The sequence below is a fragment of the Streptomyces sp. NPDC001606 genome, from assembly GCF_053596835.1.
The window spans coordinates 569,229-589,375 of record NZ_JBSFHC010000001.1 but is presented as its reverse complement, the minus strand read 5'-3'; the positions used below and the strand labels follow the sequence as shown (position 1 = coordinate 589,375).

Sequence of the window (20,147 nt, the reverse complement as noted above, 5' to 3'; positions counted from 1 at the left end):
GCGCCTGTCCGGCACGAGCTGACACCGATGGCCGCGCGCGGTTGGCCGTAAGTCCCCGGTCCGGCATGAGCCGAAGGACCCTGGAGAACACGGCCACCGCACCGCGTTTTCGCCATGCGCGCCACCGAAATCGAGCCGTCCCCCTCCTTGAATTCCCCTGGTTCGAGCAGCCGTTCGGAATCAGCCATACTTGTATGACGCATGTTCAGCTGCCGTGACTCCGCGTTCTCATGGGTAGAGATCGACGCGCCGTCTCCCGTATGGGCCGCACGGCCTATTGAGACAGCGGCAGGGACGGTGGACAGTATGCGCAGGGGAAGGGAGACGCTCCGGTGGCGGCACAAGACCTCGACTCATGGGTACAGGAACTCTATCGGGCCATGTCGAGGAACTCCGGCCTGGGAGTGACCGAGGCCGCCGATCTGGCCCGGATACCGACCGCGCGGCTCGGTGAGACACAGCAGCGGCTGATCGAACTGGGTCTGCTGGAGCCCGTGCCGGCCACGTCCGGCGCGGTGGGGGAGGCCCGCCCGGCATGGCATGTGACGTCCACGCCGGAGGTGTCCCTCGCCCGGCTGATGCAGCGCAGCGAGGACATCTGGACCCGTCTCCAGCGCGAGATGCAGACGACGTACGCGGCGATGTCCGTGGTCGCCTCCGAGTTCACCCGCACCCAGGCGGCGAAGATGCAGGTCATCCACGCGGACGTGGTCACCGACCGCGGCCGGATCGACCAGATGCTGCGGGACGCCGCCGAGTCGGCGACGGAGGAGATCGTCAGCATGCACGCCGGTGTCTCCTCCTCGGTGGAGGCGCTGGCGGCGGCCCGGGAGCGCGACCGCAGGGCGCTGGAGCGGGGGGTGCGGATGCGCGCCGTCCATCTGGCGTCCACCGCGCGCAGTCCGCACGGGTACGCCCACCTCAAGGCACTCGACAGGGCCGGGGTCGAGGTGCGGCTGCTTCATCACGTACCTTTTTGCTTTCTCATAGTCGATGATTTATTCGCTGTTACGCCGAGGTTTCAGCAACCGGGGAATTCTGCGGTCACCGTACTGCGCGGCCGGGAGATCACCCGGATGCTGGGAGAGGTATTCGAATTCTGCTGGCTCAATGCCGGCTCATTCGCTTCCGTGAACGAACCCGTCGTCCAGGGGCCGGAAACCGAGGCCGACGGCGGACAGCAGCCGACGGCCCAGCAGCGGGTCGTCCTGCAAATGATGTCGGAGGGGATGAAGGATGAAAGCGTCTCCCGAAAACTGGGAATCTCGGTCCGCACGGTGGGCCGCACGGTCAATTCCCTCATGGCCCAGCTGAACGTCCAGACCCGGTATCAACTGGGCGTGCGCGCGGCCCGGATGGGCTGGATCACCGGCACGGCACGGGACGCCGAGGCATAGGACTCCCCGCCTGGCGGCGCTGCGCCGTCGTCGCCGCCCTCATGCTGGCCGCGTTCGCCTTCAACACCACCGAGAACCTGCCGATCGGCCTGCTGCGGCTCATCTCCGTGGACCTGCGGGTGTCCCTCCCGGCCGTGGGCCTGCTCGTCACGGGGTACGGGGTGACGGTGGCGGTGATGTCCCTGCCCGTCGCCCAGATGACCCGTGCACTGCCCCGCCGCCATCTGCTCACCGGTCTGCTGGCGGTGTTCGCCTTGTCGAGCTGGGCACCCGTGGCGTGCGGTCGCTCGTACCCGGCGCTGCTGGCGGCCCGGCTGGCGACCGCGCTCGCCCAGGCGCTGTTCTGGGCGGTCTCGGGACCCGTGGCCGTGGGTCTGTTCCCGCCCGCACGGCGGGGCCGGATCATCGGCCTGGTGTCCGTGGGCGGTTCACTCGCCCAGGTGCTCGGGGTGCCGGCCGGCACCTGGCTGGGCGGCAGATACGGCTGGACCACACCCTTCGTGGTGCTCGGCGGGGCAGGCTGTGTCTCCCTCGCCGTGATCGCGCTACTGCTGCCGACCACACCTCCGGACCGGGGGCACGCCGTGCGCGGCAGCGAGCCGGACGCCCGGCGCTTCACGGCCGTCCTGCTCACCACCGCCCTGTCGGCCGCCGGGGTGTTCACCGGATTCACCTATCTGACGGCCTTCCTGAGTGACGTCGCACGGTTTCCCGGCGGTGCGGTGAGCATGCTGCTGACCGTGTACGGCGGCGCCGGGTTCGCCGCCGTCGTCCTGGCCGGGCCCCTCCTCGACCGCTTCCCGCGCGCCCTGCCGGTGCTGCTGGTGGCCGGTCAGACGGCGGGGCTGTGCGGGCTGTACGCGGCCGCAGGGCACGGGCGGGGCGTGACCGTGGGCGCGCTGGTCCTGCTCGGGGTGTCCATGGGGCCGTTCTTCATGGCGACCCAGAACCTGGTCTTCCGCGCGGCGCCCGGCCGCACCGAGCTGGGCCTGGCCGGTAACTCCGCCGCGTTCAACGTGGGCGTGGCGGTGGGGGCCTCGACGGGCGGGATGCTGCTGCCCGCCGTCGGCGTGCGAGGTGCGTTCCTCGTGGGCGGGCTGCTCACGGCCCTGGCACTGGCGGTCCTGGCAGGCCCCGGCCGGCCACCGCGTCCGGCCGGCGACCGGGCCGCCGCGGTCCCGGCCGAATGAGGGACGCCCCACGGACGCGGGCAGGCCCTATACGCGCTCTCTCGTCCGGGACTCCAGCCTGGCGAGCAGCACCAGACTCAGCAGACCGATGAGGACGAGGGCGAGGACACCCGCGCGGAAGGCGGGCACGTAGGAGTGGTCGCCGAGGGCCGAGCTGTAGGCGGCGCCGACCGCGGCCACGCCGAGGGCGCCCGCGAACTGGGAGGTCATCAGGATGCCGCCGGAGGCCGCCCCCACGTCCGCGGTGTCCACACCCCGCAGGGCCAGAGAGAGCAGGGACGGCAGGACGAGACCCTGCCCCATGCCGCACAGGACGAGGCCGGGCTCCAGCCAGAGCGCCCGGCCGAGCGTGCCGCCGCCCATGGCGGCGCCGAGCGGCAGATAGACCAGTCCCAGCAGGATGACCACGGTGCCGCCCAGCAGGGCCCTGCGGCCGAACCGGGGCACGAGCCTGCGGGCGGCCAGTGAGGCCAGGGCGAAGGCCGTGCCGAGCGGTACGAACGCCAGTCCCGCGGCCGGCGGGGACAGCCGCAGGCCGTTCTGGAGGTGGAAGGCGAGCACGAGGTAGAAGCCGGAGTTACCGGTGTAGAAGGCGAGCGCGGTGGGGACGCCGTTGGCGAAGCCGGGCAGTCTGAACAGCCGCAGCGGCAGCAGGGCCGAGCCGCTGTCGGCGGGGAACCGCGCCTCCCACCGCAGGAACAGCGCGAACACGGCGAGCGCGGCGGCGAGCACCGGCCCCACCCACAGCGGCCAGCCGTACTGGGCGCCGAAGACCAGCGGGCAGAGCAGCAGCGGCACCGCCAGCGAGATCAGCAGCACCCCCACCGGATCGAATCCTGGGCGCTTGTCGGATTCCTGCCGGCCCGGCAGGGCGCGGGCGCCGACCAGCACCGCGGCAAGGCAGAACGGGATGTTGACGAGGAAGATCAACCGCCAGCCGAGGCCGGCCACATCCGATGTGATCAGCACCCCGCCCAGCACCTGACCGGTGACGGAGCCGCAGCTCAGCGTCGCCCCGTAGAGCCCGAGCACCCGGGAGTGCTCGGCGGGCGGGAAGAGCACCTGGATCAGCGACAGCACCTGAGGGAGCATCAGCGCGGCGCTCAGACCCTGGAGCAGCCGTGCGGCGATCAGCTGGCCGGCCGAGCCCGCCACCGCGCACAGCACGGAGGTGGCGCCGAAGCCGGCCATGCCGTACAGGAACATCCGGCCGCGGCCCCACAGGTCGCCCAGGCGTCCGCCGGTGATCAGGCCGACCGCGAAGGCCACGATGTAACCGCTGATGACGAGCTGCACCTCGGCGAAGGTGGCGTGCAGCTGCTTCTCGATCGAGGGCGCGGCGATGTTCACGATGAACGTGTCGAGCATCGCCATGAACGGCGCCACCAGCAGCACCAGCAGCGCCACCGTGCGGTGCCGCCCCTGCTGGGTGTGGTCCGGCGTGGTGCGGGTGCTCGTCGTTCCGCGGACGTCACTCATCGGACCTCCGCCCCGGCGAGCCTGCCGGTGACCTCGGCGGCGATGCGGGCCAGGCCCGCTCCGGACCAGATCGAGTGGTGGTCGCCGGGCACGGTGACGACCTCGGCACCGTCGAGCACGCCGTCCCAGGTGCGGCCCACCGGGGGTGACTCGGCGGCCTGCACGCACAGGGTCCGGCCCCGGTGGCCGGGGCGGGCGCGGTGCGTGTACAGCGCGTGGACGTGGGCGCGGAAGACGTCGTAGCGGCGGCGCAGCAGGGCCGGGGAGAGGTCGGCGAGCAGCGAGTCGCCCGCGGTCGCCGCGGCGAGGAAGCGTTCCGGGGAGGACTCCTCGGGCAGGGCCGCGACCGTGGCGCGGACCGTGTCGGCGGGCACCCCGGCCTCGCTCAGCAGGTCGTGCACGAACCGGCGCAGCAGTTCCGGCTCGGCGGGCACCGGTGCGGGCACCGGGCAGGTGGAGTCGACGAGGACCAGCAGGGCCACGTCCGTCCCGGCCCGCCCGAGCCGGAGCGCCGTCTCGTGGGCCACCACTCCGCCGAACGACCAGCCGAGCAGGGCCAGTTGGCCCTCCGGGTGGCGTGCGTGCAGCAGGGCCGCGTACCGCTCCGCCAGTTCCGGGACCTCGGTGACGGGCGCGCTGTCGTTGTCGAAGCCGGGGGCCTCGAGGGCGAAGACGGGTCGGCCGGCGCCGAGGGCCCGCCCCAGCGGGACGTACGGGAACGGTGAACCGGAGACGGCGTGCACGCAGTACAGCGGCGGCAGCGCGCCGGTCTCGGCGAGGGGCAGCAGCAGGGCGTCGTCAGACATCACTGGCGCCTTCCTTCCGTGGGGCGCCGAGGAGCCGGGCCACCTCCGCGGTGACGTCCTCGACCGTGGGGTGGGCGTACAGGGTCCTGGTGCTCAGCTCGGCGCCCAGCTGCTTGTGGATCCGGCCGACCACCCGCATGGCCTGGAAGGAGGTGCCGCCCAGATCGAAGAAGCCCTGGCCGGGGCGTATCTCTGCGCCGTCGAGCACCTCCGAGAAGATCCCGGCCACCCGGCTCTCCAGCTCGCTGCCCCACTGCCCGCCCTCGGCCCGGGCGGTGTCCGGCTCCGGGCCTGGCTCGGGCAGCCGGCGCCGGTCGACCTTGCCCGAGGAGGTGAGCGGCAGTTCGCCGAGCAGCACCCACGCCGAGGGGATCATGTAGGCGGGCACCGCCTCGGCGAGGAGACGGCGCAGCTGGGCTGTGTCCAGGGCCGCGGGCTCCGGGGTGCCCACATAGCCGACCAGCCGTTTCGCACCGTCGGCGGAGGTGTGCAGGACGACGGCCGCGGTGGTCACGGCGGGATGGCGCAGCAGGGCCGACTCGATCTCGCCGGGCTCGATCCGCAGCCCGTTGAGCTTGACCTGGTGGTCGCGCCGCCCGTGGAACTCCAGGGCGTGTTCGGCGTTCCAGCTCACCAGGTCGCCGGTGCGGTACACCCGCTCGCCCGGTCCCCACACGTCCGGCACGAACCTCTCGTCGGTCAGCTCCGGTGCGCCGAGGTAGCCGCGGGCCAGCCCGGCGGGTCCGCCGACCAGCAGCTCGCCCGGGACGCCGCGGGGCACGAGGTTGCCCCAGCGGTCGACGACGTAGAGCAGGCGGTTGTGCTGGGGTCTGCCGATGGGCGGCACGGTCGTCCAGGTGCGCCCGGCGCAGACGTGGTGGGCGCAGGCGACGGCGGCCTCGGTCGGGCCGTACATATTGACCATGGTCCGGCCCGGCAGGTTCCACTTGTTGACCAGTTCGGCGGCCAGCACGTCCCCGCCGGCCATGAGATGGCGCAGCCGGGGATACGGCTCCGGTTCGAGCAGGGCGAGCAGGGCGGGCATGAGGCCGGCGTAGGTGACCTCGCTCTCCCGCATCAGCGCCGCCAGCTCGCCGGGGGAGCGGGCGGTGTCGGCGGGGACGAGGACCAGCGTGGCGCCGACCGTGAGGGCGGTGAAGATCTCACCCTGTGCCATGTCGAAGGTGAGCGCGGAGAATTGCAGCAGCCGGTCCTCGGGGCCGAACGGGAAGACCTTGCGGTAGCCCTCCACGAAGCAGGTCAGCGCCGCGTGTTCGACGACCACGCCCTTGGGCTTGCCGGTCGAGCCGGAGGTGTAGAGCACATAGGCGGCGGAGTGCTCGGTGGCCCACTCCGGGAGCGGTCCGGCGGCGTCGGGCTCGCCGTCGCCGGATCCAGTGGCCGGGCCGGGATCGTCGACGAGCAGGGTGACGCGGTCCGGGTCGGGCGGTGCGGCGTCGCGCAGCCGGTCACGGGTGATCAGCACCCGGGCCCCGGCGTCGGCCAGCAGCAGGCCCAACCGGGCCCGCGGCTGGGCGGGGTCCAGCACCGCGAAGGCGCCCCCGGCCTTCAGTACCGCCAGCTCGGCCACCAGGGCGTCCAGGTCCTTCTCCAGCAGTACGGCCACCACGTCGCCGGCCCGCAGGCCCGCCCCGCGCAGCCGGCGCGCCAGCCGGTCCGCCCGGCGGTCCAGCTCGGCATAGCCGATCTGCTCGTCCCCGCACACGGCGGCGACGGCATCGCCGCGCAGGGCCGCCGTCCTGGCGATCCGCACATGCAACGGCTCCGCGGGCAGCGGGAGTTCGTCGCCCGTGCCGGCCCGCAGCAGCTCCTCCCGCTCGGCGCCGGTCAGCAGCGGTACGGCGGACCGCCGCAGCCCGGGGTCCTCGGCCACCACCTCCAGCACGGCCGTCAGATGGCGGGCCAGCGCCTCGATCCGCCAGCCGTCGAAGAGCTCGGTCGAGTACTCCAGATCCAGGGTGATCCGGTCGCCGGCCTCGAAGAAGTTGACGGCGAGGTCGAACCTGGACTGCGGGATCCTCGGGGTGACGATCTCGATGTCCGCGTCCGGCAGCCCCGGTCCGGCCTGGGCGGCGGGGTCGGCCACCAGCTGGACGGAGACCTGGAACAGCGGGTTGCGGCCGGGCTCGCGCACCGGGCGCAGCCGCTCCACCACCCGCTCGAAGGGGACCCAGCCGAAGTCGTGCAGGTCGATGGTCTGGTCGAGCACCCGGTCCAGCAGTTCCCCGAAGGTGGGGTCGTCGGACAGGTCGGTCCGGAACACGACCATGTTGACGAAGTGTCCGACGACGCCCTCGGCCTCCGGGTCGCCCCGCTCGCCGAGCGGCACGCCCAGCGGGATGTCGTCCTCGCCGGTGTAGCGGCTGACCAGCACGTTGACGGCGGCGGCGAGGACGACGAACAGCGAGACGCGGCGGCTGCGGGCGAGCTGCCGCAGCCGGGAGACGAGTGCGGGCGGCAACACCTGGCGGACGTGGTCGCCGCTGGTGGAGGGGGCGGAGCCGCGCAGCCGGTCGGCGGGGAGTTCGGGTACGGGCAGCGCGGCGAGCCGGTTCTCCCAGAAGTCGAGCCCGGCGGCGAGTTCGCCGGCCTCGTCGACCTCCTCGCGGCGCCGGCGCACCCAGGCGCTCCAGGACGGAGCCGGCTCCTCGGCGGCGGAGCCGTCACGGTAGAAGGCCAGCAGATCGGAGACGACGAGGCCCAGGGAGGTGCCGTCCACGACGATGTGGTGGAAGACCAGGGACAGCACATGGTCGTGCGGGCCGAGCCGCAGCAGCAGGAAGCGGTGCAGGGGGCCCGCACGCAGCGAGAAGGGCCGGGCGGCCTCCGCCGCGAGCAGGTGATCCAGCTCGCCGGCGCCGGCGTCCTTCTCCTCCCAGTGCGCGGGCGCGGGCGGGGCGAGGAGCTGGACGGGGCCGCCGTCGCTCTCCGGGAAGGAGACCCGCAGCGCCTCGTGCCGTGCGACGACCCGGTCGGCCGCGGCCCGCAGCCGGGCGGGGTCCAGCGGGCCGCGCACCCGCAGGGCCAACGGGACGTTGTAGACGGGCTGGTGGGGGTGGAGCCGGTCGAGGAACCAGAGCTGTTCCTGACCGTGGGTGAGCGGAAGCCGCTGCACCTGGGCATTACCGACGTCGTTCGGCGTCTTCATCGTCCCCTGTTCTCGCTCTCGCTCTCGTTCACGGTCTCGGTGCCGCTCCGGCTCAGGTCGACGGTGTCATGTCGCCCGCGAACATGAAATCCACCATCAGGCCGACCTGGGCGGCCAGCATCCGGCCGCCGTCGACGGTCGCGCAGCCCGCCGCGGCGGCCGCCGCGAGCAGCGCCGTCGGCCGGGGCGCGATGACCGCGTCGGCGACGACCTCGGCCCCGGTGAGCACGCCGGGCGTCACCGGCGGGCCGTCCTCGGGATGCATGCCGACGGCGCTGGCGTTGACGACGAGGGCGTAGCCGTCGCCCGGTGCCGTCACCGCGGTGACGGCAACGCCCGGCACGGCGGCCGCGACCCGGTCGGCGAGGGCGCCGGCCCGGGCCGCGGTCCGGTTGGTGATGTCCAGCTCCGCCACGCCGTGGTCGGCCAGTGCGAGGGCGATCCCGGAGGCCGCCCCGCCGGCCCCCACGAGGAGCACGCGGGCGTCCTTGACGGTGCCGCCCGCCTCCTGGATCGCTCGCACCATGGCCTCGCCGTCGAGCATGTCGCCGGTGAGGGAGCCGTCCGCCTCGCGCCGGATCACATTGCAGGCGGCGGTGCGGGCCACCCGCTCGCCGACCGTCGTCAGCAGGGGGACGACGGCGTGCTTGTGCGGCATGGTGACCACGGCGCCGCGGAACGTGTCGGTGGCGCGCAGCGCGGCGACGACCGTGGCGAGATCGTCGGCGGCCACCCGCAGGGGCATCAGACGGGCGTCCAGTCCCCGCCGTTCCAGCTCCGCGTTGACCAGCTCCGGGGAGCGGGCCTGGACGACCGGGTCGCCCAGCAGCAGGGTCAGCGCGGTGCGCCCGGTGATCGGTGGGAAGCCGGCCGGCATCACGCACCCGCCAGGGCCGTGGCCGGCAGGGTGTCGACCGCACCGGCCGGGAGCAGCCGGGTGAGGTTGCCGGAGAGGATCAGCTGCTGTTCACGCCGTTTGACGCCCGCGAAGACGGTGGGCCCGTGCACGATCTTCTCCACCAGCCGGGTCAGGCCGTTGGTCATGCGGTTCAGCGGCCAGTCCGTACCGAAGACGATCTTGTGGTTGATGCCCAGCCGGAACAGATGGTTCAGATGTGCCTCCCAGCCGTGCGGGAAGGCCGTGCCCGCGAAGCCGCCGATGTCCAGGTAGACGTTGCGGCGGTACGACGCGAGGTACCCGGTGACGTCCAGGTGCACCAGCCCGCCGTGGCCGAGGATGAAGTTGACGCCCGGGAAGGAGCGGGCCGCGCGGTCGATCTGGAGCGGGTGCGCCGGCTCGTAGGCGAAGCTGCCCGCGGTGGGGCCGGTGTGCACGAAGACCGGCAGGCCGCGCTCGGCACAGATCTCGTAGTACGGGAAGAGCCGTTCGTCGGACGGCGAGTAGCCGCACGGCGGATAGAGCTTGACGCCCTCGAACCCGTACTCGCTCACATGCCGTTCGAAGTCCCGCAGCCCCTCCTCACCGCGCCGGGGGTCGACGCCGATGAACACCCAGAAGCGTCCCGGGTGCCGCTGCCGGATCTCGTGGTGGCGGGCGGCCATCTCGTCGAGGGACAGCCGCATCGGGTGCAGCAGTCCGAAGTCCGGCACCAGCAGGACCGTGCGGGCGACACCCGCACGGTCCATCTCCTGGACCAGCTCGTCCGCCATGTCGTCCCGGTGCTGGGCCTGGAGGGCCGACAGCGCCCGTCCGGCGCGGGCCGGAATGCCCTCGGCGGTGTGCCGTCGCTCGATGTTGGCCGCGACGTCGGCCACGAAGCGTTCCGGGATGAAGTCCGCGGACGCCACATGGCAGTGCGCGTCGAAGATGACGGGCAGGTCGGTCGAACTGGTCACGGTTCTCCACTTCCGTTCGTTCGGACTCAGGCGTCGGTGGCGGCCGCCGTGGGGAAGCAGTAGGCCAGCAGGCCCCGGAGCGAGAACGCGCCGGCCTCCTCCGCGTGCTCGTAGTCGAACTCGATGTCCGTCTCGTCCTCCAGGTAGGCGATCAGCCCGGTGAAGCCCATCGAGTCCAGGACGCCCGCGGCGAACAGGTCGGTGTCCGGGTCGAGTTCGCCCTCGTACTCGCCCTCGTTCCACTCGACGACCCAGTCGAGCAGTTTCTGCTCCAGGGCCGCAAGGTCGACCGCCATCACTGTGCTCCCATCCGCCCGGCTGGCAGCCGGTCTCCTGTCAGGAGGCGCTCGATGGTGCCCCCCATGATCATCTTTCGCTGTGAACGCTTGATGCCCGCGAACACCGTGGAGCCTTCCCGGAACTCGCCGACCACCTGGGCCAGCGTCGCGGAGAGCCGGAAGGCCGGCCAGCTGGAACCGAACACGATCTTGTGGTTCAGGCCCAGCTTGAACACCCGGTTGAGGTGGTGCTGCCAGCCGTCCGGGTCGAGTACCGACACGAAGCCGCTGACGTCCACGTACATGTTCGGCCGGTAGCCGCACAGGTACATGGCCTCCTCGACGTGCGTCACCGCTCCGTGCCCCATGATGAAGTTGACGCCCGGGAAGTCCCGGGAGGCCTGGTCCAGCAGCAGGGGCTGCCCGTAGGTGAAGTCCAGGGCCTGCCAGCCGGGCCCGGTGTGGCTGAGCACCGGCAGCCCGCGCGCCGCACAGATCTCGTAGTACGGGTACAGCCGCCGGTCGCTGGGCGAGTAGCCGGCCAGCGGATACAGCTTCATCCCCTGGAAGCCCAGTTCGTCCACGCAGCGCTCGAAGAGGGCCACCCCCTCGTCGCCCGCGCGCGGGTCGACACCCCACAGGACCCGGAACCGGCCGGGGTGCCGGCGCAGGATGCCGGCGTGCAGCTCGGCCAGCTCGACCGGGGTCAGCTTGGCGTCGGCGACATGGGTGAAGTCCGGGACGATCAGCACCGACTCGTCGACTCCGGCGGCGTCCATCTCCTTCACCAGCCGGTCGGCGTCATGGTCCTGGTACTGGGCGTGGACCCGCTCGTAGATCCGGTCGCGCTTGACCGGCTGGCCCATCGTGGAGAGCCGGTGGTAGGCGTTCTCCGCCTGCTCCTTGATGTACTCGGGCGGGATCGCGAGGTCGCTGCCCAGGTTGACGTGGGCGTCGATGATACGGATCCGCTCCGGGCCGGCTGCGCTGGTCACGCGCGTTCCCCCTTGTTCTCGCGACGGGCCGACAACTCGGCGAAGTACTCCTCGACCGCTGCCCGGCGCAGCTTCATGTTCTTGGTCTGGAACCGCGGGTCGGAGTGCAGCGGATGGTCGACGAAGACCAGGCTGCCCAGCCGGCGGTGCTGCTCGATGGTGCCGTTGACCTTCTCGATCGCGGCGCGGGCCGCGGCCTCGGTCTCGGCCGTGACCGGGCCGGCCAGGCTCACCACCGCGCCCAGCCGGCCGGAGGTGCCGGAGGAGACCACGACGAGTTCCGCGACCCCCTCGGCACCGGCGAACAGGGCCTCGATCTCGGCCGGGTTGACCTTGCGTCCGCTGCCGAGCGTGATGACGTCCTTGCGGCGGCCGCGCAGCGTGAGGAAGCCGTCCTCGTCCAGCGTGCCGAAGTCACCGGTGAGGATGGATCCGTCGGGCAGGAAGGTCGGTTCGGCCGCGGGGTCCACCTGGAAGTAGCCGAGGCTGAGCGGGGCCGGCCGGGTGATGACCAGCTCCCCGTCCTCGGTGAAGGTGACGGCGCTCGGGTCGATCAGTTTGCCGACGGTGCCGGCGCGGCGGGCCTCCTCGGTGTTCCAGGCGATCATGCCGCACTCGGTCATGCCGTACGCCTCCAGCAGGCTCAGCCCGGCGGCCGCGTAGGCGTCCAGGGTCGAGGTGCGGATCGGCGCCATCCCGGTGATCATGAAGCGGATCCGGCCGCCGAGGAAGGCGTCCAGGGACTGGCCCTTGCCCGCCTTGCGGTGCAGCTGGAGCGTGGAGTCGTAGAACACCGGGGGTGCGATCAGGAAGGTCGGCCGTTCGCTCTGCAAGGCGGCGAAGACCCGTTGGAACGGCGCCAGGGCCACGTCGGCGCCGGACCACAGGCAGCAGTAGACGGACAGGCGCTGCTGGTAGTTGGAGAGCGGCAGGAAGATCAGATGCCGGTCCTCGGCGCTGACGCCGAAGGCCTCCAGGAAGCGGTTGATCACATACTCGGTGCCGCTGCGGGAGATCCTGAGGCCCTTCAGGGATCCGGAGGTACCCGAGGAGAACACCAGGCTGTGCAGGTTCGGCAGGTCCTGGGCGGGGGCGTCCAGCCGCAGCCGGCGCCCGGCGAGGCGGTCGCCGGGGGCGAGCACGGGGCCGTCCGCCGGCGGCTCGTGCCCGTCGTGCTCGGCGACCAGCGCGACCAGCCCGGCCTCGGCCAGGAAGGCCTCGACGTCGTCGGGCGGCGGGGTGCCGTCGGGCAGCGCGTACAGATGCGCGCCGACTTCCAGCGTCGCCAGGTCCCAGACCAGCCATTCGAGGCTGTTGCGGGCATTGATGCCGATCAGCTGGCCGGACCTGACCCCGGCCGTCCGCAGGTCGTCGATCCGCTCCCGCACCAGCTCGGCCAGCCGTGCGTGGCTGATCTCCCGGCGGGTGCCGCTGATGGATATGTCCACCACCGTCGCCGTGTCGTTGCCCGCGTAGTGGTCGAGCAGACCCTGCAACCGCATCTCTTCGCTCACTGGTGCCTTCCTCTCGGTGGGCCTCACTCGGCCAGGTGCTTTCGGATCTCGTCGGCGAGCTGTTCGACCCTGGTCGCGACGAACCAGCTGATGCCTCCGGCGAGCAGGGCCTCGTAGCCCCCGGTGCCGGCGTCCCACTCGACGTCGATGTCGACGCGGCAGGCGTTCCCGCCCGACGGCACGACGGTGAAGCCGCGGCGCAGGGAGGCCCACATCCAGCAGTCGCCCGCGCTCAGGACCGGCCCGTCGGGGCCCGCCTCGTAGTGGTCCTCCCAGATCACGGGGTCCTCGCCGAGGGTGCCGGCGAACTCCGGTTCCACCCGCGGGCAGTCCTCCTGCTCGGGGTGGAGGCTGAACGGGTCCAGCGACCTGGGCCGCCGGCCGAGCAGCTCGCGCACGGCCGGTGCGGGGAAGGGCAGCTCCACGCTGAGCCGTTGCGGCGACATGGCGTCCACGCCCGTGGCGCCGCCGCCGGCCTGGTACGCCTCGACCTCCGCGAGCACCTCCTCCAGCACGTCCAGGCCCCGGTCGAGTTCGGCCTCGCCGATCACCATCGGCGGCTGCACCCGCAGCACGCTGTTGTTGTACAGCGAGTACGTCGAGGTCACCTGGTGCCTGATCAGCAGCCGGAGCACCAGGCCGCCGAGCGCCTCGTCGTGGAACTCCAGGCCGTGCATCATGCCGAGGCCCCGGTGGGCGCGCACCAGCTTGGGGAATCGGGCGGGAAGCTCGGTCAGCCGCCGCCGGATCTGCTCCGCACGGGCGTTCACCCGGGCCAGGAACTCCGGTTCCGAGGCGAGCTCGACGGCCGCGAGACCGACCGAGCAGGACAGCGGGTTGCCGCCCAGGCTGGAGCCGAAGGTGGACGGGGTGCGCTTCAGCGAGGTCCAGACCTCCGCGGTGCCCAGCACGGCCGAGATCGGCAGCAGGCCGCCGCCGAAGGCCTTGCCGATGCACACCAGGTCGGGGAGGACGCCGAACTGCTGGTGGGCGAAGAAGGTGCCGCAGCGCCCGAAGGCCGTCTGCATCTCGTCCAGGATCAGCAGCGCGCCGCGCTCGGTGCAGATGCGGCGCACCTCGCGCAGATAGTCCTCGGAGGGCACGATGACACCGCCCTCCGCCTGCACCGGCTCCAGCAGCACCGCGGCGGTGTTCTCGTCCACGGCCGCCTCCATCGCGGCGATGTCGCCGAACGGGACCTGACGGAACTCGCTCATCAGCGGCCGGTAGACCGCCTCGTGCTCGGGCCGGCGGGAGGCGCTCAGGGTGGCGATCGTCTTGCCGTGGAAGCAGTCGACGGCGGTGACGAAGTACGGCCTGCCGGTGGCCGCGCGGGCCAGCTTCAGGGCGTTGTCGATGCTCTCGCCGCCGCCGTTGGCCAGGTAGGAGTAGCGCAGATGCCCGTCGGAGAGCCGCGCGAGGCGCTCCGAGAGACGGATCTGCACCTCCTCGAAGAGGATCTTCGTGCTGTTGAGGTTGGCGGTGTCCAGACGGTCCCGCAGGGCCTGCACCAGCCGTTCGTGCGAGTAGCCGAAGGACTGGTTGCCGTACTGGTCGAACAGGGCCAGGAAGGGCCGGCCGGTCTCGTCGTAGACATGGCATCCCTCCCCACGGCCCTGCACGCCGCAGCCCATGGTGAAGGCCATCTTGGCGTAGGTGGGGTGGTTGTACGCCGCTTTCGTCTCGGCCAGGGTCTGGCGTTGTGTACGCACGTCCGCTGCCTTCTCGTCAGTGGGAGCCGGAGGCCAGGACCGGGTCCTCCGTCTGTGCCGCATGGGCTCGGCGCTGCTCGGCGTAGTCGCCGAAGAAGTACTCCAGCAGCTGGCGTTCCTTGCCGTCGCTGTGGGCGATCCGCTCCGCGGCGCCGGCGAAGTCGAGGCCGCCGACCAGGCTGAGCGGTGCGCCGGCGAACCGCTCGTCGGGGTAGGGCTCGCACAGCGCGACGAAGCCGAGGGACTGGTAGAAGCCGCGCAGCGCGCCGGTGTCGTCCACGAAGAAGTCGCCGACCAGCCGGGTGGCGCCGCACCGGATGCCGTGCAGCAGACCCGCCCGCATCAGGCCCATGCCGAGCATCCGGTGCCGGACGTCGGGCCGGGTCATCAGATGGCCCAGCTCCACCACCGTGTGCCCGTCCTTGAACTCGGTCAGGTCCGCCACGTCCTCGCAGGGCAGCCCCAGCTCCGAGTCGCGTACGACCTTGATGCAGCCGACCGCTTCGCCGTCCACCCGGGCGAGGATGTAGTCGGCGTACGCGTCGAACCGGTCGAAGGTCCCGGCCATGTCGCCCGCGTCGTCGAGCCGGCCCTGGTCCTGGACGTACACCTGGTCGCGCAGCCGCATCACGGCTTCCTTGTCCGCGGTGCTCGTCGCGAGCGCGTAGGAGGTCTCGTCGGTCATCGCTCGGCCTTCCCTTCGCCGCGGACCAGCCAGCGGAAGAAGTCCCGGTAGCTGCGGTGGTGGTAGCGGGCCTGGGGGATTACGTCCCGGTGCATCTCGGACAGCTTGTGGAAGGGCAGGGTGGGCAGCAGGTGGTGCTCGACGTGGAAGTTGTTGGTGTTGGTCAGCCACGCCATGAAGCGGTTGGAGGTGATGGTGCGGGTGTTCTGGAACACATCCGGGGTGTCGGTGTCGCAGCGGAAGTGCTCGGGCAGTTCGATCAGCGCGTGCGCCGGCAGCCCGACCAGCGCCATCGGCAGCAGCCAGGCCCAGACCACGGCCCAGGAGTGGGTGAGCGCGCACACCGCGACCGACGCCGCCAGCGTGCCGAGGATGATCAGGTGGTCGCGCCGGATGCGGCGCTGGGTCAGCGGGCTCTCCTCGCCGATGTCGCGGCCGGTCAGGACCCGTCCGCTGGTCAGCAGGAACTGCTTGTAGTGGGCGATCATCGACAGGCGGTACAGCCACAGCCCGGTCGTGCGCACGAGGGAGTTCTCCTCGCTGCCGTACTGGTCCCCGTAGTCGAAGAACTCCTGGTTCTCCGGGGTGCCGAGGTCGCGGTGGTGCCGCAGATGCGAGACCTGGTAGGCGGCGAAGGACACCAGCGTCGGCAGGCCCAGGATCACGCCGGCGACGACGTTGAGGCGCCGGCCGCGGAAGGCGATGCTGTGCAGGGTCTCGTGCTGGAGTTCCAGCATGTGCGCGAACATGAGCCCGACGACGACCGTGCCGAGCGCCCGGGCCCACAGGGCCGGGGTCAGGGTGAGCCAGATGCCGCCGGCCAGCAGGACGGCGACCAGGGCGAGCTTGGCCGCGAAGATCCGGCCGTCTATCTCCCGGCGCAGGTGTTTGTACTTGGCGAGTAACTCCGGTGTTTCCCGGTACTGTTCCGTGCTTTCGAGCATGCCTTCTCCCAAGGGGACGGCGTGGTTGCCGGCCCCTGTGTCAGCGATTGCGGGCGCAGGTCAGGGGGTGGAGACCCGGCGGGCGAGGCCGGCCACGGTCGGGGCGTCGAACAGTTCACGCATGGTGGGCCGGACGCCGAACGCGGCGCGTACCCTGCCGAGCAGGCGTGCGGCGGACAGCGAGTCGCCGCCGAGCTCGAAGAAGTCGGCGTCGGCGTCCGGCGCGGGCACGCCCAGGACGTCGGCGAACAGGTCGGCGACGCGCTGTTCGGCGGCGGTCAGCGGGGCACCCGAGGTGGTGGCACGGGCCACCGCCGGTGCGGGCAGGGCGGCGCGGTCGATCTTTCCGCTCGGGGTGAGCGGCAGCGTGTCGACCACGGTGACGAGCGGCACCAGATGACCCGGCACCTGCTCGGCGAGGCGGGCGCGCAGCTCGGCGGGGTCGAGGGTGACGCCGTCCGCCGGCACCACGTATCCGGCCAGCCGGCGCTCGCCCGGCCGGTCCTCCCGGACCATGGCGGCCGCCCGGGCGACGCCCGGCAGCCGGAGCAGAAGCGTTTCCACCTCGCCCAGCTCGATCCGGAAGCCGCGCACCTTGACCTGGTCGTCGTTGCGGTTGAGGAACACCAGGTTGCCGTCCGGGGTCCAGCGGACCAGGTCCCCGGTACGGTACATACGGCTGCCGGGCGGACCGAAGGGGTCCGGTACGAACCGGTCGGCGGTCAGCTCCGGGCGGCCGAGATAGCCGAGGGCCAGTCCGACGCCCGCGATGTACAGCTCACCGGGCACGCCGGCCGGGACCAGGCGCCGTCCCGCGTCCAGCACATAGACCCGGAAGCCCGGTACCGGCCTGCCGATCGGTGGTGCCGGCGCGTCCGCCAGGGTGAGTTCGTCGCTGACGGTCGCGTAGACGCTCGCCTCGGTCGGGCCGTAGGCGTCGATGAGTATGCGCTCGCCGGTCCAGTCCTGCACCACCTGGGGTGTACAGGCCTCGCCGGCCACCACGAACGTCACCGATGCGGGGACCTGTGCGGGGTCGAGCACCTGGAGCACCGAGGGCGGCAGCATCACATGGGTCACGGCGGACTCGGTGAGCAGCCGCTCCAGTTCGGGGCCGGGTTGCAGGCGCGGCTTGTCGGCCACCACCAGCGTCCCGCCCGTCAGCAGGGTCATCCACACGTCGGCGACCGACATGTCGAAGCTCGGTGACACGAACTGGAGCAGCCGGGTGTCCGCTCCCAGGCCGAAGCACTCGGTGGCCAGGTTGCGCAGGTTCGCGGCGCCGCGCTGCGGGACGACCACGCCCTTGGGCGAACCCGTCGAGCCGGAGGTGTAGATGACGTACGCGGGGTCCTCCGGGTCGAGCGGTCGGGTGCGGTCCGCCTGGCCGAGGGGAGCGTCGGACAGCCGGGCGAGCCGGCCCTGCACGCTCGGGTCGTCCAGGTTCACCCGTATCGCGTCCAGCGCCTCCATCGCCTGGTGGGTGCTCGCGTCGACCAGCAGCAGTGCCGGGCGGGCGTCGGCGGCCATGTAGGCCAGCCGGGGTGCCGGATAGCCCGGGTCGAGCGGCAGGTAGGCGGCGCCCGCCTTGAGGACCGCCGCCATGGCGGCCACCAGCCGGATCGAGCGGGGCAGTCCGAGGGCCACCACATCGCCGGGACCGACCCCGCGGGCGGTCAGCAGCCGGGCGATCCGGTTGGTCTGCGCGTCGAGTTCGGCATACGTCACGGACGTGGTGCCGTCCTCGATCGCGACGGCGTGGGGGGTCGCGGCGGCCTGCACGTGGAAGAGGTCGGGGACCAGGTGGTGCGGGCCGCCGGGATCCGCCGCGGTGCCCCAGTCGAGCAGCAGGGCCCGTTCCTTGGCGCCGACCAGGTCCGGTTGGGACACCGGGGTGTCCGGTCCGATCTCCAGGATCTGGTCCAGGAAGTCGAGCAGGCGCCTGAGGTGGTCCTGGGCCTCCTGCTCGGTGTAGAGCCGCGGATTGGCGTCGACGATCAGCTCCACCTCGTCGGCGGACGACTGCCGGAAGGTGACACTGATGTCGTCCACGCCCACGCCCTGCACGCTGCGCCGCAGGGCCGTGCAGGGCCCGAACGAGAGGTCCGACTCGAAGCCCAGCACGTTCACCACCGGCCCGGAGATCTGCCGGCCCCGCCCGACCAGGCCGAGGTCGCGCAGCAGCTCCTCCGCGCGGTACCGCCCGTGCAGCGTGATCTGCCGGATCTCGGAGCGCACCCGCCGGGCCAGCTCCGACCAGCTGTCCGTGGGCTCGCAGGTCACCCGCAGCGGAAGGATGTTGGCGGTCATGCCGGGCACGGTGCGGCCTGCCTTGCTGGTGCGGCCCGAGATCGGCATGCCGAGGGTCACGTCGGTGCGGTCGGTGAGCCGGGCGACGTACACCGTCGTGGCGGTGATGGCCAGCTCGGACCAGGCGACGCCGAGGCGTTGGGCGGTGGCGAGGAGCCCTGCCACGCGCGCCGGGCCGAGGTCGGTCTTGACGCGCTGGGTCCCGCGCGGGCCGGGTGACGGCCGCGGGGAGAGCGTCGGCGGCTCCGGCGCCCCGGCGAGCCGGGCGAGCCAGAAGTCGCGGTCGCGGTCACGGCGCGTGGAGGAGCGGTAGGCGCTGTCCTCCTGCTGGAGGATCTCCATCGGCGCGAGCGGCGCGGACCGGGACTGCGGGACGCCGCCGGCGAGTTCGGTGTAGATCTCGGCAAGCCGGCGTCCCACGAGGTCCAGGCTCCAGCCGTCCAGCACGATGTGGTGGCCGCGGCGGTAGTAGAGCAGGTGGTCGTCGGCGAGCAGGAACAGGGCGGCGGAGAACAGCGGGCCGGCCACCAGGTCCGTCCGCCGACCCATGTCGGCTTCCATCCAGGCGAGCGCGGCGGCGCGGGAGTCGGAGCGGTCCCGCAGGTCGACTCGTGTCAACGGCCAGCATGGTGCGTCGCCGACGATCTGCACGGGGCCGTCCTCGCCCTCGGCGAAGGTCACCCGGCAGGCCTCGACCTCCGCGCTGAGCCGGTGGTGCGCGAGCGTCAGCGTCTCGGCGCTCACCGGGCCCTTGATCTCGAGGTAGTCACCGACATTGAAGGTGGATCCGTCCGGGTCTGCTGCTTCTCCGGCGAACCAGACCCCGAGCTGGGCTGCGGTGAGGGGTCGGCTCGGTTTTTCGCCGGACTGGCGCATCACAGTGGGCCTCCAAGGAATTCCGGGCATTCCGACGGAGCCCTAGGGCCGCGGCAATGAGGCCTGTGGGCGGTGTGCAGGTCAAATGGCTGAGACGGCCAGAAATCTCTCAGCGAGCGGCGTTGCGACTCTGGTCCGGTGAGTCCGACCCCCTGGCTTCATCTTCACCGCAGGGCTCCCCGTGTCGCAACGATCTTGGGTGACCTGAACACGACATGACTGGAACCGGACAGCCCTGCATTTCGGCCTGCCCATGGCAGGGCGCCGTGATCGTCGCGACGATCCGGCTGCGGCTTCGGGGATAGATCAATTATCGCGGTCCGTGAAGGTGCTTGTCACCGTCCTGCGGAATGATCTTTACGCCCGTTATGCGCGCATAGGGTGACGGGGACGGAGCACGACGTACCGACCTGATGGGGAGTAGAGAGTGGCGCACGACCTTGCCGCGCTGGCGAAGGAACTCATCTCCATGGCCGAGGCGGATCACCGGTCCTCGGTCCATGCCAACAGTGCCGATCCCGCCGAGCAGTTGGCGTGGCGCCGGCTCACCGCGTGGCACGGTGACCGACTCGGCGAGATCATGGACGAGTACGGCTGGCCGACGGCGGACAGGGTCGGCGAGGAGGCCGCTCGCGCAGCGTGGCTGATCGCCCAGCACGCCGACCGGCAGCTCGACGTTCAGCGACGCGCTCTCCGCCTGCTCCGGCGAGCGGTGTCGGAAGGCTCGGCCGGCCCGCGGGAGCTGGCCTTTCTGCTCGACCGCACGCGGGTCAACGAGGGCCGCGAACAGATCTACGGCACACAGATCGCCGGCGTGAAGGACGGGCGGCCGGTGCCGTGGCCCTGTGAAGAGCCGGAGCGCATGGACGAACTCCGCGCCGAAGTCGGTATCGAGCCCTTCGACGAGTACGTCGCCACGTTCCCCCTGGCCTGAC

15 protein-coding genes are annotated in these 20,147 nt (G+C 71.8%); 3 read left to right on the top strand and 12 right to left on the bottom strand.

The genetic code is table 11. The annotated features are described in order from the left end of the window. Positions 1-380 precede the first annotated feature (380 nt). On the top strand, positions 381-1,397 hold the full coding sequence (locus ACWCV9_RS02655; RefSeq protein WP_450783849.1) for a LuxR C-terminal-related transcriptional regulator: 1,017 nt from the start codon (positions 381-383) through the stop codon (positions 1,395-1,397). Positions 1,398-1,438: 41 nt separating this feature from the next. Continuing rightward, complete coding sequence (locus ACWCV9_RS02650) at positions 1,439-2,587, top strand: MFS transporter (RefSeq protein WP_450783848.1); 1,149 nt, start codon at positions 1,439-1,441, stop codon at positions 2,585-2,587. 27 nt (positions 2,588-2,614) lie between these two features. Here the strand turns inward: ACWCV9_RS02650 and ACWCV9_RS02645 are convergent, their stop codons facing one another. Genes ACWCV9_RS02645 through ACWCV9_RS02590 form a run of 12 tightly spaced genes read right to left on the bottom strand, consistent with a single transcriptional unit; the run spans position 2,615 to position 19,212 of the window. Next, on the bottom strand, positions 2,615-4,066 hold the full coding sequence (locus tag ACWCV9_RS02645) for an MFS transporter (protein WP_450783847.1): 1,452 nt from the start codon (positions 4,064-4,066) through the stop codon (positions 2,615-2,617). Beyond that, positions 4,063-4,872: a thioesterase domain-containing protein gene (locus tag ACWCV9_RS02640; protein WP_450783846.1), complete on the bottom strand. Its 810-nt coding sequence runs from the start codon at positions 4,870-4,872 to the stop codon at positions 4,063-4,065. The genes ACWCV9_RS02645 and ACWCV9_RS02640 overlap by 4 nt, the downstream gene beginning before the upstream one ends. Then, a complete protein-coding gene (locus tag ACWCV9_RS02635) occupies positions 4,865-8,041 on the bottom strand; it encodes a non-ribosomal peptide synthetase (protein ID WP_450783844.1) in 3,177 nt (1,058 codons plus the stop codon). Before ACWCV9_RS02635 ends, ACWCV9_RS02640 begins: the two co-directional genes overlap by 8 nt. Before the next feature lie 52 nt (positions 8,042-8,093). Continuing rightward, a complete protein-coding gene (locus ACWCV9_RS02630) occupies positions 8,094-8,918 on the bottom strand; it encodes a shikimate dehydrogenase family protein (protein ID WP_450783843.1) in 825 nt (274 codons plus the stop codon). Further along, positions 8,918-9,898 carry an amidohydrolase family protein gene (locus tag ACWCV9_RS02625; protein ID WP_450783841.1) on the bottom strand — a complete coding sequence of 327 codons (981 nt, stop codon included), beginning with the start codon at positions 9,896-9,898 and terminating at the stop codon, positions 8,918-8,920. Before ACWCV9_RS02625 ends, ACWCV9_RS02630 begins: the two co-directional genes overlap by 1 nt. Positions 9,899-9,924: 26 nt before the next feature. Continuing rightward, positions 9,925-10,194 carry an acyl carrier protein gene (locus ACWCV9_RS02620; protein ID WP_450783840.1) on the bottom strand — a complete coding sequence of 90 codons (270 nt, stop codon included), beginning with the start codon at positions 10,192-10,194 and terminating at the stop codon, positions 9,925-9,927. Further along, entirely contained in the window at positions 10,194-11,171 is a 978-nt protein-coding gene (locus tag ACWCV9_RS02615) for an amidohydrolase family protein (protein WP_385846174.1), read from the bottom strand. Before ACWCV9_RS02615 ends, ACWCV9_RS02620 begins: the two co-directional genes overlap by 1 nt. Next, positions 11,168-12,685: an AMP-binding protein gene (locus ACWCV9_RS02610; protein WP_450783839.1), complete on the bottom strand. Its 1,518-nt coding sequence runs from the start codon at positions 12,683-12,685 to the stop codon at positions 11,168-11,170. The genes ACWCV9_RS02615 and ACWCV9_RS02610 overlap by 4 nt, the downstream gene beginning before the upstream one ends. Positions 12,686-12,708: 23 nt before the next feature. Continuing rightward, on the bottom strand, positions 12,709-14,397 hold the full coding sequence (locus tag ACWCV9_RS02605; RefSeq protein WP_450783837.1) for an aspartate aminotransferase family protein: 1,689 nt from the start codon (positions 14,395-14,397) through the stop codon (positions 12,709-12,711). 16 nt (positions 14,398-14,413) lie between these two features. Continuing rightward, a complete protein-coding gene (locus ACWCV9_RS02600; protein WP_450783836.1) occupies positions 14,414-15,082 on the bottom strand; it encodes a GNAT family N-acetyltransferase in 669 nt (222 codons plus the stop codon). Continuing rightward, the gene (locus ACWCV9_RS02595; protein ID WP_450783835.1) at positions 15,079-16,026 is read right to left on the bottom strand and encodes a fatty acid desaturase family protein; all 948 of its coding nucleotides are present in this window, start codon (positions 16,024-16,026) and stop codon (positions 15,079-15,081) included. The genes ACWCV9_RS02600 and ACWCV9_RS02595 overlap by 4 nt, the downstream gene beginning before the upstream one ends. Positions 16,027-16,086: 60 nt before the next feature. Beyond that, a complete protein-coding gene (locus ACWCV9_RS02590; protein WP_450783834.1) occupies positions 16,087-19,212 on the bottom strand; it encodes an amino acid adenylation domain-containing protein in 3,126 nt (1,041 codons plus the stop codon). Between the two features lie 427 nt (positions 19,213-19,639). Here ACWCV9_RS02590 and ACWCV9_RS02585 point away from each other — a divergent pair, with 427 nt between their 5' ends. Then, positions 19,640-20,146: a DUF6624 domain-containing protein gene (locus ACWCV9_RS02585; protein WP_450783833.1), complete on the top strand. Its 507-nt coding sequence runs from the start codon at positions 19,640-19,642 to the stop codon at positions 20,144-20,146. Position 20,147: the final 1 nt, after the last annotated feature.